The sequence below is a fragment of the Serratia sp. JSRIV001 genome (assembly GCF_019968745.1).
Lineage (GTDB): Bacteria > Pseudomonadota > Gammaproteobacteria > Enterobacterales > Enterobacteriaceae > Chania > Chania fonticola_B.
Window position 1 is genome coordinate 1,805,721 of sequence record NZ_CP074147.1, and the last position, 13,816, is coordinate 1,819,536.

The window sequence follows — 13,816 nt, forward strand, 5'->3', positions numbered from 1 at the left end:
ACCGGGAGACGGCTAGCGGCGCTGTCCCGTAGGGCCTTGCTTGCTGCACCCACTAGGCAACATGCAAGGCCCTTGAACGGTTAAAACGCAAAGCAAGAACAGCCGAATGCGCCCCAGAAGGCATTCTCGTTGGCGATGGGAATGCTGGAACGGCGGGCAATGTCATGCTGGTGAGCATGAACGCCACAAGGGCCGCAACACTGGTGTGCCTGGCTTAATGCACCCACCTTGCCGGTGGTTGCGGGCGGTGCTGAGCGATAATGCCCCGATACGTTGACCACCGGTGACCACTCAGGCAATACCGGTAACGGCGGCGGAGAGAGCGGCGAGAAACTGCCCGCAGCATAGACAACTTTGCCATCCACCACGGTCATGACCGACTCAATTCCCTTGATCTGCTCCTCCGGTACGCTGAAGTAATCCTGTGACAGCACGGCTATATCCGCCAGCTGTCCCACCTTGATCTGGCCCTTTTTGCCTTGTTCGGTAGAGAACCAGGCACTGCCCTGTGTCCAAAGCATCAATGCCGTTTCACGATCCAGACGAGCCTGGTCGTCATACATTGCCATACCGCCGACCGTGCGGCCAGAAACCAGCCAGTACAGCGCTGTCCAAGGGTTGTAACTGGCGACGCGGGTGGCGTCGGTGCCTAATCCAACCGGCAACTCTGCCGCCAGCATTTTAGCTACCGGAGGCGTCTGTTTGGTCGCTTCGATGCCATAGCGCTCGGCAAAGTATTCCCCTTGAAACGCCATGCGGTGCTGTACGGCAATGCCGCCGCCGAGGGCTTTCACCCGCTCGATATTACGCTCTGAGATGGTTTCTGCATGGTCAAAAATCCAGTGCAGACCGGCAAAGGGGATCTCGCGGTTAACCTTCTCAAACACGTTCAGCATCCGGCTGATAGATTCATCGTAAGTGGCATGCAGACGGAACGGCCAGCGGTGTTCCACCAGATGGCGCACCACGCGTTCCAGCTCATCCTCGGTACCTTCAGGCAAATCCGGGCGAGGTTGCAGGAAGTCTTCGAAGTCGGCCGCCGAGAACACCAGCATTTCACCCGCGCCGTTATGGCGGTAAAAGTCCGTTCCCTGGCCGGGTTTGAGCATATCCGTCCACAGCTGGAAGTCCTCCAACTCCTGCTTTGGCCGTTGGGTAAACAGGTTGTAGGCGATACGCAGGGTCAACTGTTGTTTATCGTGCAGTTCCGCGATGACCTGATAGTCCTCGGGATAGTTCTGGAAACCGCCGCCTGCGTCAATCGCGCTGGTCAGGCCCAGGCGGTTGAGTTCGCGCATAAACTGGCGGGTGGAGTTTACCTGTTGTTCCAGCGGCAGCTTCGGCCCCTTGGCCAAGGTTGCGTAGAGGATCATGGCATTGGGCTTGGCGATTAACATCCCGGTTGGGTTGCCGTTACCGTCGCGTTGGATTTCGCCCCCTGGCGGGTTTGGCGTATCTTTGGTGTAGCCCACCACTTTCAGCGCAGCACGGTTAAGCAGGGCGCGATCGTACAGATGCAAAATAAATACCGGCGTGTCTGGGGCGGCGGCGTTGATTTCATCCAGCGTAGGCATACGGCGCTCGGCGAATTGGAACTCGGTCCAACCGCCAACCACTCTGACCCATTGTGGGCTGGGCGTACGCAGCGCCTGTTCCTTGAGCATACGTAAGGCGTCGGCGAGCGAAGGCACGCCTTCCCAGCGTAGCTCCAGGTTGTAATTCAAACCACCCCGGATAAGGTGCAGGTGTGAATCATTCAGGCCGGGTACCGCCGTATGGCCGTGTAGGTCGATGATCTGGGTTTCCGGCCCGGCGTATTGCATGACGTCGCTCTCACTACCGACGGCCAGAAACTTACCGTCCTTGATCGCCACGGCCTGAGCGGTGGGATTTTCGCGATCGACGGTATGGAATTTACCGTTGCTGATGATCAATGATGCGGTGTGACTCATAACGTTTTCCTTTAATGGCGGGTGAGCCATTGGTGAAACAGACGGGTAACCAACGGCATCCACAGGAAGACCACCAGGGCGACAACGCTGGCATCATTGAGTAAATGCCCAGCCAGTGTGCCGCTCAGTCCCGGCAGTAACTTGCCCCAAAACCAGGGCACCAGATTGGTCGAAGGGAAGATCACCAGCAGGGTGATTAAAAACTGTTTCCATTTGGCCGGTGGGCGTACGTTGGCGCTGGCAGGTGTGAACCAGAACTCGGCTCCGGGGCGGATCTCAATATGATCGCTCTCCAGCAGCAGTGGTGTGACTTCTTCGATATATTTCAGACGCTGCGGCGAGTGGATCCAGCGGTATAAATTGTCCAGATTATCGAAGCGGACCAGCACCGTATAAGCCTGCTCACTGCCGGAGGGGCGAATGACGTTAACGCCTAGATGGCCGTCAAACCGGGCGGCATCGGGCATGATGCGTTTTAACCAGGCTTCATAGGCTGGTTCCTGGCCGGGTGTCAGATGGTGAGTGATCACCAGCGTAACGTGTTGCTGATGGGACATGGATCCAACTCCTGAAAAATCCCGGCACATGGCCGGGAGGGTATTGCGGTCAGTCAAGGTGAGCCCTGCGCGGTTTTACTTGCCGTTGCGAGCCGGAGCGTGATGCACCAGAGTGTAAGCATAGTCAACGCCCATCCCGTAGGCACCGCTGTGTTCACGTACCAGATCCATCACCGCATCGTAGGTTTCCTTGCGTGCCCAATCGCGTTGGTACTCGAGCAGCACCTGTTGCCAGGTCACCGGAACCGCCCCAGCCTGTACCATGCGATCGATAGCGCGCTCATGAGCATCCACTGAGGTGCCGCCAGAGGTGTCTGTAACCACATAAACCTCATATCCGGCTTCCATTGCCATCAATGCCGGGAAGGTCAGGCAGACCTCGGTCCACAGGGCGGAGATCACCAGTTTTTTACGGCCGGTGGCCTCGACGGCTTTAACGAATGCCGCATCTTCCCAGGAATTCATCGAAGTACGTTCAATAGGGGTGAGTTCTGGATGCACCGCCAGCAATTCCGGCCAGATATAGCCGCTGAAACTTTCGCTTTCGACCGAGGTAAAAATAGTGGGAACATTAAAGATGCTGCCGGCTTTGGCCAGCGCTACCACGTTGTTTTTCAGCTGTTGGCGATCGATATTGGCCACGCCAAAAGCCATTTGCGGCTGATGATCGATAAAGATGAGTGCGGAATTTTTCGGATCAAGCAGTTGAAACTTCGACATAATGTACCTTCCAATTGTATTACCGTGAATAAGACGGATGCGCTGTATCAATGGAATGAATGGTAGGTAGGTGCCGTTTTCAAAGATAGCGTAGAATTTTTACCTTCTTGTTAAGTTTTTTTATCTATGGGAGAAAGGGGTGAGACTAAACCTGGAAGCGCTATTGATCCTGGACGCACTGGATCGTCATGGGTCATTTGCTGCAGCGGCTGCCGCGCTGTTTAAAACGCCTTCTGCCCTGAGCTACATGGTGCAGAAACTGGAGAGCGATCTGGCGATCACGCTGCTCGATCGCTCCGGCCACCGGGCCAAGTTCACCGCCACCGGCAAGCTGATGCTGGAAAAGGGGCGGATATTGCTACGCGCTGCGCAAGATCTGGAGCAGCAGGCGCTATGTGGAAAGTGGCTGGGAGAGCGATCTCACCCTGGCGGTAGATGCATCGTTCCCTTTTGCCCGGCTGCTACCGCTGATTGATGAGTTTTACCGTAATCACCACCACACCCGGCTGCGTTTCAGCCACGAAGTGCTGGCTGGCTCCTGGGAGGCGCTGATACACGGCTGTGCCGATATTATCATCGGTGCGATTTGTGAGCCGCCTTCGCGCGCGGGCTATGCTTTTAGCCCGCTAGGGCAGTTGGAGTATGTGTTTGCCGTCGCCCCGCACCATCCGTTGGCCGCCCAGCCGGAACCGTTGCAGAAAAGCAGCATCCGCCAGCATCGCGCAGTGGTGGTTCATGACTCGTCGCGGGTGAATTCGCCGCAAAGTCTGCACGTGCTGGATGAGCAGGATCAACTGACGGTATTCAGTTTTGAGGCCAAATTGCAGGCGCAGCTGGCCGGGTTGGGCTGTGGCTATCTGCCTCATTATCTGGCAGAACCTTATCTGAAAACCGGCCAGTTGGTCACGAAAAGCGTGGAGGCAGAGCGCGATAGCGACACCGCCTACTTCGGCTGGCGAGAAAGTGCCAGCGGCCTGGCCAGCCTCTGGTGGCGTGAGCGGTTGCAAGCTTATGCCGTGACGGGGCAATGACTCTGAAGGTTGGCAAGGCAGGGTAGGTTAACGCATAGCCTGTTGTTGCCCGCCAGGATTGTTATCCACGCAGCTAACGTCATGATGCTGATTTTTAACTTTGCTTTACCACTTTTGTTATTTTGAGCGCCGATCCGCTTCGCCGATACTGAGAAAAATAGCCTCAGCGAGCCGGAAAATGCCCTCAGCCAAACCCCATAGTCACTATCTGCATGGCGAACAACGAGCCTGGATCCAACAGCTTAACCGGCAATGGATCTGGCGGTTGGAGCTGCCGACCTGGGGCATTATGCTGCTGGTTTACGGTAGTTGGTTCGGCGTGGTGCATTACTGGCAGCTGCTCGGCCCCTGGCTGGGCGCACCATTGCTGACGTTGGCGACTACCTGGTATCTCTCTTTGCAGCATGAGCTGATCCACGGCCATCCCACCCGGTGGCCGCGGCTCAACCAACTGTTCGGCCTGCTTCCCCTGGCGGTGTGGTATCCCTACGGGCTGTACCGCGACAGCCATATTCAGCATCATCGCGACGATCATCTGACCCAACCTGCCGAAGATCCGGAAAGTTACTATTTCAGCCGGGCGCAGTGGCAACGATTTCCTGTTTGGCTGCCTCTGTTGGCCAAGGTGCGTAATACCCTGATTGGCCGGGTCACGCTTGGCCCGGCCTGGGACATTATCACCACGCTGTCCAACGCTCTGAAAGCCATATTGGCTGGTGATCTGCGGACCTTGACGATGTGGCTGGTACACGGCGCACTGTTGGTAGCTCTGCTTGCCTGGCTGCAAACGCAGGGCATTTCTGCCGCCTTTTATCTGCAGGTGGTGAGCTACCCGGCGCTGGGTTTGACCAAGATCCGTTCGTTTTATGAGCATCGCGCGGTGGACGCTCCGCAGGCACGTTCTATTATTAATGAGGCCTCCTGGCCTTGGCGACTGCTGTTTCTCAATCTGAACTATCATTTAGTGCACCATGATTTACCCGGTTTGCCTTGGTATGGGCTGCGAAAAGTCTATCTGGCAGAGCAGCAGGCCTACCGGCAACGCAGCCAGGGGTTTGTGGTGCAGGGCTATGGCAACTGGTTTGTCGATCATGCCGTGACGCCGATTGCCGTTGAAGTACACCCGTTTGAACAGGAGAGAGTCGAGAAGCAGCATGTGATAGGCTGGACCCATACCGCGCAGGATTTTCCAATCGATCTGGCGAAATAGCCGGAAAGTATCATCAAAGAGGATAAAGCATGGCTATTACCCCATTACGCGCACGTTTTTTGGCATTGGCATTGACCGTTCTGGCGGGAGCCTGCGGTGTTGTACAGGCGGCCGATACGGTACGCGTGGGTTCTAAAATTGATACCGAAGGCTCGCTGCTTGGCAATATCATTGTGCAGGTGCTGGAAGCCAACGGCATCAAAACTACCAATAAACTGCAATTGGGCACCACCAAGGTATTACGTGGTGCCATCACTTCCGGCGAGATTGATATCTACCCGGAATACACCGGTAACGGTGCCTTCTTCTTCTCCGATGAAAAAGATCCGGCGTGGAAAAACGCTCAGGCCGGGTTCGAGAAGGTGAAAAAGCTCGACTATGACCAGAACAAGATCGTCTGGTTGGATGCCGCCCCGGCTAACAACACCTGGACGATCGCCGTCCGCCAGGACGTGGCGCAGGCCAACCATCTGAAAACCCTGGCAGATCTGGCCAAGTGGATTAACGACGGTGGTAAGTTCAAACTGGCGGCATCGGCAGAGTTTATCGAACGCCCGGACGCGCTACCGGCCTTCCAGAATGCTTATGGCTTCAAGCTTAATCAGGATCAGTTACTGTCACTGGCTGGCGGTGACACGGCGGTGACCATCAAGGCGGCGGCGGAACAAACCTCTGGGGTGAATGCGGCGATGGCGTATGGGACCGATGGCCCGGTGGCCGCGCTGGGCCTGCAAACGTTGGAAGACCCACAGGGCGTACAGCCAATTTACGCCCCGGCTCCGATTGTTCGTGAGGCAACGCTGCAACAGCACGCCAATATCGCCGAACTGCTCAAACCGGTATTCGCTACGCTCGACGGCCCAACCTTACAGCAGTTGAACGCGCAGATCGCCGTAGAAGGCCAGGATGCCAAACAGGTGGCGGTCAATTACCTGAAACAGAAAGGGTTGATTAAGTAACCTTGATCCCGCCGACCGGGCAGCGGTGAGCGACCCAGTCGGCAATATTACCGCCTGAAAGACCAAGGGGATGCCCGGGTACCGGGGAGTGATTTTGATTATTGTCTTGAAAAACCGTGTATTACTGACTCTGTTTGTTTTGCTGCTGCTTGCGGCCTTTGGCCTGCCGTTCCTCAGTTATGCTCCTAATCGCCTACTGTCTGGCAAGAGTATCTCTCTGATTTCACTGTTGCACGGCCCCGCGCTGTGGCTGCTGCTGCCATTATTGGTGTTTGCCGTGCTCAGCCTGTTGACCCCCACGCGCAATCGGGCGCTGCTGACCGCCTGCGTTGCCGCTGTTCTATTGGCGATGATCTTTTGGTTGAGCGGCTATACCGCGCAGCAACTGGCATTGCAGGGCTCACCGCTGGCACGTACATCCTGGAGCAGCGGCTGTGCGCTAATGGCAGCATTGAGTGGCCTAATCGCCGCAGATGCCATGATGCGGATCACTCCCTCGCACCTGTGGCGTATTCTGGGTAACGTCTTGGTGCTGCTACCTGCCGCGCTGCTGCTGTTTACCCATCAGTTGGACCAGCTTTCCCTGCTGAAGGAGTACCACAACCGGCAAGAGGTATTTGACGCTGCATTACTACAGCATTTGACCATCTTGCTGGCTACCATGGTACCGGCTCTGCTGATTGGTGTGCCGTTGGGCGTGCTGTGTTTTCGTTCAACCCGCTGGCAGGGTCCCATCTTCTCCACGCTGAATATCATCCAGACCGTCCCTTCCATTGCGCTATTTGGCCTGTTGATCGCCCCGTTGGCCGGGCTGGCGGCGGCGCTACCTTGGCTGGCGAACTTAGGCATTAGCGGTATCGGCATGGCCCCGGCGATTGTGGCATTGGTGCTCTATGCCCTGTTGCCACTGGTGCGCAGCGTGGTCGCCGGTTTGCAAAGCGTGCCCGCCAGCGTGATTGAGTCCGCCAGCGGCATGGGAATGACGCGCGGGCAGATTTTCTTTGGCGTCCAGCTGCCACTGGCAATGCCACTGTTCCTGACCGGCGTGCGTATCCTGGCGGTACAAACCGTGGGAATGGCGGTGGTGGCAGCGCTGATTGGTGCCGGGGGTTTTGGTGCGATCGTGTTTCAAGGATTACTCAGCAGCGCACTGGATCTGGTGTTGCTCGGGGTGATCCCGGTGATCGCCATGGCGGTGATCGTCGATTCGCTGTTTAAATTCATAATTTCAATGTTGGAAGTGACTGCCAGATGATTAACTTTGACCGGGTAAGCAAAATTTTTCAGGGGAAACCGGCGGTGGACGATCTCTCGTTGAGCATGGCGGAAGGGGAGTTTACCGTGCTAATCGGCACTTCCGGCTCAGGCAAATCCACCACGTTGAAGATGATCAACCGCCTGATCGAGCATGATAAAGGCAAGATCAGGTTTGCCGGTGAGGAGATCCATAAGTTCAAACCGCAGGATTTACGCCGCCGAATGGGCTATGCCATCCAGTCGATCGGTCTGTTCCCCCATTGGACGGTAGAAGAGAATATTGCCACGGTACCGCAGTTACTGAAGTGGCCAAGAGCACGGATCCGCGATCGGGTGACTGAGCTGATGGAGCTGCTGCAATTGGAGCCGGAGCTGTTCCGCCGCCGCTATCCACATCAGCTTTCCGGCGGACAGCAACAGCGGGTTGGGGTGGCACGGGCGCTGGCCGCCGATCCTGAGGTGTTGCTCATGGACGAACCCTTTGGTGCGCTCGATCCGGTGACCCGGGCCTCGTTGCAGGCTGAGATTGCCCGTATTCATCAACTTTCTGGCCGCACCATCGTACTGGTGACGCACGATATCGATGAGGCGCTGGGGTTGGCCGATCGGATCGTACTGCTCGATCAGGGGCGAGTGGTGCAGCAGGGCACTCCGTTGGCGTTGCTGACCAACCCGGTGAATGATTTTGTGCGTGACTTCTTTGGCCGCAGCGATAGGGGGATCAAGCTGTTGGCGTTGGGCACGGTAGCCGAAAGGGTGCGGCCGGGTGAGGCGGAAGGGGAACCCATCCAGGCCATGATGAGCCTGCGTGAGGCGCTGTCGGTGTTTGTTGCCCGAGGCTGCGAACGTTTGCCGGTGGTTGACGAACAGGGGCAAGCGCTTGGCGTGTTGCATTTCAGCGATTTGATTACACACAAGGCGCTATCATGAACATCACGCGCTGGTGGCGCGATCCGCTGCCGTGGACATTTGCTCTGCTAGTGGCGTTGGTCTTCGGCATGAACCATCTGCACGGCCTGTTTGCCGCTTGGTTCCCACAGTTGGAGCGGCCGGTGTATCAGCAGGACAGCTTTTTCTCGCTGGTTGTTGCGCATTTATCGCTAGTAGCCGTATCGAGCCTGATTGCGGTAATGATTGGCGTAACCGCTGGCATTGCGGTGACGCGCGGTGCCGGGCGGGAGTTTCGCTCATTGGTGGAAACCGTGGTTGCCGTTGGGCAGACTTTTCCACCGGTTGCGGTATTGGCGGTGGCGGTACCGGTAATGGGCTTTAGTGAGCAGCCAGCGATTATTGCGCTGGTGCTGTATGGTTTATTACCGATCCTGCAAGGCACCTTGACCGGGATAGAGTCGGTTCCGGCGGGCACGCGTGAAGTGGCTCAAGGGGTGGGGATGAGCCGCTGGCAAATTTTGTGGCGCGTTGAGCTGCCGTTGGCGGCCCCGGTGATCGTCGCGGGGATCCGCACTTCGGTGATTATCAATATCGGCACGGCGGCCATAGCCTCAACGGTGGGCACCAAAACGCTGGGAACGCCGATCATTATTGGCCTGAGTGGCTTCAATACGGCGTATGTGATCCAGGGAGCGGTGGTAGTGGCGTTGTTGGCGATCATTACCGACATGCTGTTCGAACGCTGGGTACGCTACCTCACCGCCTGGCGTCAGCAACGGCTGACTGTCTCAACTTCTGCGGGGTAACTTCCATGGCGATAGTCTCTTTACCGATGTACGGCGTTAGCCACCAACAGGTGGAACCGTTCTGGCAGGCGCTACGCGATAAGCTGCGGCAACTGGGGATGGCGGAGGTTCCCCAGACGCTGAGTTGGCCGCAGGATCTGCCGCAACACTGGCAACGGCCGGATCTGCTACTTAGCCAGACTTGCGGTTATCCATTGGTGACGGTGTTACCACAGGTACAGTTGGTGGGGACTTACCATTACCGTGTGGAAGGTTGCAGCGGAGCGAACTACAGCAGTTGGCTGGTGGTGCGTGAGGGGGAACCGGCAGAGCGACTTGAGGATTTCCGCGATCGCGTGGTGGCGTATAACAGCCGGGATTCACAGTCGGGGTATAACAGTCTGCGAGCCTTGATTGCGCCGCTGGCGCAGGAAGGGCATTTTTTCCGCCAGGCGATCGCCTCTGGCAGCCACTATCGTTCACTGGAGATGATCCTGGAGGGGCAGGCGGATATTGCGGCCATCGACTGTATCAGCTTTGCCCTGTTGAAACGGGCACGGCCACAAGCCGTTGCTGGCCTGAAGATTATTGGCCGTACCGCTGCGGTACCGGGTTTGCCGTTGATCACGGCGGCCGGAACGCCAGACTCACAATTGGCAATCCTGCGCACCGCGGCCAGTGCCATGGTCAACCATACGGCCAGTGAAAGCCTGCTGATCGGCGATTTTAGTCTGGTGCCGCGTACTGCTTATCAGCGGGTGGCCGAGCTTGAAAGGCTGGCGGCCAACGCTGGCGTCACGGCGTTATAAAGCGGGTTATTTCGCTTGGATAGTGGCCGTTGGGGCACTATCGGTAGCGGCATCGCTGGTGGTTGTGGTCTCTTCTTGTGGCGTGGTGGAACGGGTGTACATATTCAGCCCGGCCAGAAACACGCCGCCCAGAGAGCCGAAGGCGCATAAGGCGATGACGATGAGGAACGCTTTTTTCCGCATAATGATGATTTCGCAGGTTGTCCAGAACAGCGGGAATTATAGCCCCTTCAGCGGGTGAAACAACACTCGTTTAATTGGGGGTATGTTGCTTCAAGTTTTGTTGCGGTGCAGTGCTCAGACGCGGGAGTTAATAGGTAGCACATTTGGTCCCCTCTCCTGTTGGGAGAGGGTAAGGGGGGGGCATTTAGTTGACCTGTTGTGCCTTGGCCGGGCGGGCAAACAGGTATTTACCCAGCGTCACCAACACCACCGCCGAGACGATAATCACCAACGCCAGCCACTCGCGCGGGCCCAGGGATTCGCCAGCAAAACCGACGCCGAGCAGCACCGCCACCACCGGATTGACGTAGGCATAGCTGGTCGCTACCGCTGGGCGTACGTTTTTCAGCAGGAACATATAGGCGCTGATCGCCAGCATTGAACCGAAAACAATCAGATAACCGAGCGCCATAAAGCCGCTGAAGGTGGGCATTTTATCCAAATGCTCACCGCTCAGTTGGCTGGCGATGGTCAGCACCACGCCGGCCACCAGCATTTCTGCGGCACCGGCCATCGGCCCGGCAGGGAGTGAAATGCGTGAGCCGAGTACCGAACCAAAGGCCCAACTGGCGGAAGCCAACAGGATTAACAGCGCGCCGGTCGGGTTGCCCACCAGGTTATTGCCGGTGTTGAGCAACACAATGCCCACCAGTCCAAGGGCGATACCGGTCCATTCCAGCTTGGTATTGCGGATCCCCCAAAACATGCTGAAGCAGAGGGTGAACAGCGGAACCGTAGCGACCATCACCGCGGCAATGCCGGAAGGCACATCCTGATGCTCGGCTACCGTGACCAGGCCGTTACCCACGGCCAGCAACAGAATGCCAATGGTGCCAGCGGCGACCCACTGTTTCAGAGTGGGCAGGGCATGGCCCCGCAGCAACAGGAAAACGAACAGGATGATACCGGCAATCAGAAAACGAATGCCCGCCATCATCAAGGGGGGCCAGCTTGCCACCCCCACTCGGATAGCGAAGTAGGTCGATCCCCAGACAATATATAACGTAAACAGCGCCCCGATTAACGGCAGGAGATGACGATTTTGTTGGCTCAGCATGGGTTATTATTCGGTAGGGTGAAAAATCGTTAGGACACTCAGTAAACCTTAAGGCATGGCCGATAAGCAATGCTTTTCTACTCGTTTAGTGGTGTCGTGCTACCGGGGGAGGCTGCCAGTCCCTGGCCTACAATCAAGGGATTACGACTGGGAGATCTGGTAGGCGCAGCGGCGGGCACCGGTAAGAATATGTTCGCTGCGCTCAACCTTGGCTTGCAGCACCTCGGTAAATACGTTCAGCTCGGCGCGGCAAAATCCTTGGCAAACCGCCGCGGCGCTGCAGATGGGGCAGTGATTTTCCACCAGCAGAAACTCGCCGTCTTTCTCTTCACTCCACTCGGCCATATACCCTTCACGGCAACGGATAGCCGCCAGACGAGCAACACGTTCACGTAAATCGGCTGCACCGACCATCGCCTGTTTATAATTAATTAGGGTCTCCTGCTCTCGGCTGTCGATCAGCAGGTCCATCGCCTGTTCACCCAGTTTGTCACGCACCGTGCGCAACAGTTGGGCGGTTAATTCGGCATGGGCGTCGGGAAAGTGGGCGTTACCTGCGGCGGTCAACTGCCAGAGCTGTACCGGGCGGCCAACGCCACGGGTTTCTGCCTTGGCTTCCACCAGACCCTCTTTTGCCAGCTTGACGAATTGCTGACGAGCGGCTTCACCAGTGGTGCCGAGGACCTTTCCCGCTTCTGAGGCTTGCTGCGGACCGTGGGTTTTCAACAGCTTCAGCAAGCGGTCACTGACCGAATGTGCGGTGCATTCGCCATTTTCCAAGTTAATTCTTGACATATTACAGCGCCTCGCCCTTAATTATTCCAAGATATTGCTTGTTAAATTTAGCCTAATAGCAAGATCAACTCAATGCCATTCCTCTGAAAACAGGACGATAACCGTGATAACCGATGAGAACAGCCGTTGGAGCGATCTCTTTTCCGGCAAAAATGCCGCCAGTGCCATCGCACTGTCGCTTGGCGTCGCTTTGCATGCGATCAATATTCTGGTGGCGACCACCATTTTACCTTCGGTGGTGCAGGACATCGGTGGGTTGGATCTCTATGCCTGGAACACCACCTTGTTTGTGGTGGCCTCGATATTAGGCTCGGCACTGTCGGCACGTTTGCTGAGTGGCTACGGGGCGCGTAGCGCTTATCTGGTGGCGTCGCTGTTCTTCATCGTGGGAGCGATGCTGTGTGCGCTGGCCCCTTCCATGCCGGTGATGTTGATTGGCCGCACGGTACAGGGGTTTGGCGGTGGCCTGATCTTTGCCCTGTCCTACGCGATGATTAACCTGGTGTTTGAACAGAAACTCTGGCCACGCGCCATGGCGTTGATCTCCGCAATGTGGGGGATCGCCACGTTGGTGGGGCCAGCCGTCGGCGGGATTTTTGCCGAATTGAACGCCTGGCGCTGGGCGTTCGGTATTCTGCTGCCGATCATGGTGCTGTACGCCGCTTTTACGTTCCGTATTCTGCCCAAGGGTAAACCGCAGCAGCGGCCAACGCCGTTACCGCTGATGCAGTTGTTGCTGCTGGCTGGCGCGGTATTGGTGGTGTCGGCTGGCAGCCTGGCAGAGAGCGGTTGGCTAAACGTGGGCGGGATTGTGCTGGCGTTGTTGTTGTTGATTGGGCTAATCCGGCGTGAGGGACATTCCCGAGCTCGTCTGTTGCCACATCAGGCACTGCGTCGTGGTTCGGCGCTGGCTTCGCTGTACGTGACAGTGACTTTGTTGGTGATCGGCATGACCAGCGAGATCTTTGTGCCTTACTTCTTGCAAACTCTGCATGGTCAGTCACCACTGATTTCCGGTTATATTGCCGCCACAATGGCAGCGGGTTGGACACTGTCAGAAATCCTTAGCTCCGGTTGGCGCGGCGTGGGGATCCGTTTGGCGATAATCAGCGGGCCGATCCTGGTGCTGCTTGGTTTGCTGGGGTTGGCAGTGCTGATGCCAATTCCTTCTAACGGCCACTGGCAGGCACTGGGGCCGATCGTGCTGGCTTTGACGTTGGTCGGTTTCGGGATCGGTTTTGGTTGGCCGCACCTGCTGACGCGCATTTTGCAGGTGGCCCCTCAGGCCGATAAGGATATTGCCGGGGCTTCCATTACCACGGTGCAACTCTTCGCCACGGCGTTTGGCGCGGCATTGGCGGGGATGGTCACCAATCTGGCCGGATTTACCGCGCCGGGCGGGATCGAGGGCGCGTCCTCCGCTGCTCATTGGCTGTTCCTGCTGTTTGCCTTGGCCCCGCTGTTGGCGATCTACAGCGCCTGGCGCAGTGCGGCCATTAGCCAGCCTGCCGAGGATCCGAGCAATTTTGTACAAACGCCTGGTTCAGGTGAGTGCTAGAATGCTTTTCATT

At 57.1% G+C, this 13,816-nt stretch carries 13 protein-coding genes and 1 pseudogene; 8 read left to right on the top strand and 6 right to left on the bottom strand.

The annotated features are described in order from the left end of the window. Positions 1 to 80: 80 nt before the first annotated feature. The 3 genes from KGP17_RS08250 to KGP17_RS08260 form a co-directional block, all read right to left on the bottom strand. Entirely contained in the window at positions 81 to 1,952 is a 1,872-nt protein-coding gene (locus KGP17_RS08250; RefSeq protein WP_223499141.1) for an amidohydrolase, read from the bottom strand. Positions 1,953 to 1,963: 11 nt separating this feature from the next. Continuing rightward, positions 1,964 to 2,509 carry an antibiotic biosynthesis monooxygenase gene (locus tag KGP17_RS08255; protein WP_094982970.1) on the bottom strand — a complete coding sequence of 182 codons (546 nt, stop codon included), beginning with the start codon at positions 2,507 to 2,509 and terminating at the stop codon, positions 1,964 to 1,966. A 75-nt stretch (positions 2,510 to 2,584) separates the two neighbouring features. Further along, a complete protein-coding gene (locus tag KGP17_RS08260; protein WP_059200242.1) occupies positions 2,585 to 3,229 on the bottom strand; it encodes a hydrolase in 645 nt (214 codons plus the stop codon). A gap of 139 nt (positions 3,230 to 3,368) precedes the next feature. On the opposite strand from KGP17_RS08260, the pseudogene KGP17_RS08265 reads away from it, so the two are divergent. The 7 genes and pseudogenes from KGP17_RS08265 (at position 3,369) to KGP17_RS08295 (ending at position 10,171) form a co-directional block, all read left to right on the top strand. Further along, positions 3,369 to 4,260, top strand: a pseudogene (locus KGP17_RS08265) (LysR substrate-binding domain-containing protein). 178 nt (positions 4,261 to 4,438) lie between these two features. Then, positions 4,439 to 5,470 carry a fatty acid desaturase gene (locus KGP17_RS08270; protein ID WP_223499142.1) on the top strand — a complete coding sequence of 344 codons (1,032 nt, stop codon included), beginning with the start codon at positions 4,439 to 4,441 and terminating at the stop codon, positions 5,468 to 5,470. 29 nt (positions 5,471 to 5,499) lie between these two features. After that, positions 5,500 to 6,429 (top strand): ABC transporter substrate-binding protein, encoded by a 930-nt coding sequence (locus tag KGP17_RS08275; RefSeq protein WP_021805153.1) that lies wholly within the window; start codon positions 5,500 to 5,502, stop codon positions 6,427 to 6,429. 100 nt (positions 6,430 to 6,529) lie between these two features. Next, positions 6,530 to 7,684 carry an ABC transporter permease gene (locus tag KGP17_RS08280; protein ID WP_235784848.1) on the top strand — a complete coding sequence of 385 codons (1,155 nt, stop codon included), beginning with the start codon at positions 6,530 to 6,532 and terminating at the stop codon, positions 7,682 to 7,684. Then, positions 7,681 to 8,616 (top strand): ABC transporter ATP-binding protein, encoded by a 936-nt coding sequence (locus KGP17_RS08285; RefSeq protein ID WP_021805151.1) that lies wholly within the window; start codon positions 7,681 to 7,683, stop codon positions 8,614 to 8,616. The genes KGP17_RS08280 and KGP17_RS08285 overlap by 4 nt, the downstream gene beginning before the upstream one ends. Continuing rightward, positions 8,613 to 9,383, top strand: a complete 771-nt coding sequence (locus KGP17_RS08290; protein WP_094982966.1) for an ABC transporter permease — start codon at positions 8,613 to 8,615, stop codon at positions 9,381 to 9,383. The genes KGP17_RS08285 and KGP17_RS08290 overlap by 4 nt, the downstream gene beginning before the upstream one ends. A gap of 5 nt (positions 9,384 to 9,388) precedes the next feature. Then, positions 9,389 to 10,171: a phosphate/phosphite/phosphonate ABC transporter substrate-binding protein gene (locus tag KGP17_RS08295; protein ID WP_094982965.1), complete on the top strand. Its 783-nt coding sequence runs from the start codon at positions 9,389 to 9,391 to the stop codon at positions 10,169 to 10,171. A 6-nt stretch (positions 10,172 to 10,177) separates the two neighbouring features. On the opposite strand, the gene KGP17_RS08300 is transcribed toward KGP17_RS08295, so the two are convergent. The 3 genes from KGP17_RS08300 to KGP17_RS08310 all read right to left on the bottom strand — a co-directional run bounded on the left by KGP17_RS08300 (position 10,178) and on the right by KGP17_RS08310 (position 12,245). Next, positions 10,178 to 10,354 carry a hypothetical protein gene (locus KGP17_RS08300; protein ID WP_021805148.1) on the bottom strand — a complete coding sequence of 59 codons (177 nt, stop codon included), beginning with the start codon at positions 10,352 to 10,354 and terminating at the stop codon, positions 10,178 to 10,180. 184 nt (positions 10,355 to 10,538) lie between these two features. Then, on the bottom strand, positions 10,539 to 11,450 hold the full coding sequence (gene yedA, locus KGP17_RS08305) for a drug/metabolite exporter YedA (RefSeq protein ID WP_021805147.1): 912 nt from the start codon (positions 11,448 to 11,450) through the stop codon (positions 10,539 to 10,541). A gap of 141 nt (positions 11,451 to 11,591) precedes the next feature. Then, positions 11,592 to 12,245 (bottom strand): metalloregulator ArsR/SmtB family transcription factor, encoded by a 654-nt coding sequence (locus tag KGP17_RS08310; RefSeq protein WP_021805146.1) that lies wholly within the window; start codon positions 12,243 to 12,245, stop codon positions 11,592 to 11,594. Positions 12,246 to 12,348: 103 nt separating this feature from the next. On the opposite strand from KGP17_RS08310, the gene KGP17_RS08315 reads away from it, so the two are divergent. Continuing rightward, on the top strand, positions 12,349 to 13,803 hold the full coding sequence (locus tag KGP17_RS08315) for an MFS transporter (RefSeq protein ID WP_223499143.1): 1,455 nt from the start codon (positions 12,349 to 12,351) through the stop codon (positions 13,801 to 13,803). The last annotated feature ends 13 nt before the right edge of the window (positions 13,804 to 13,816 follow it).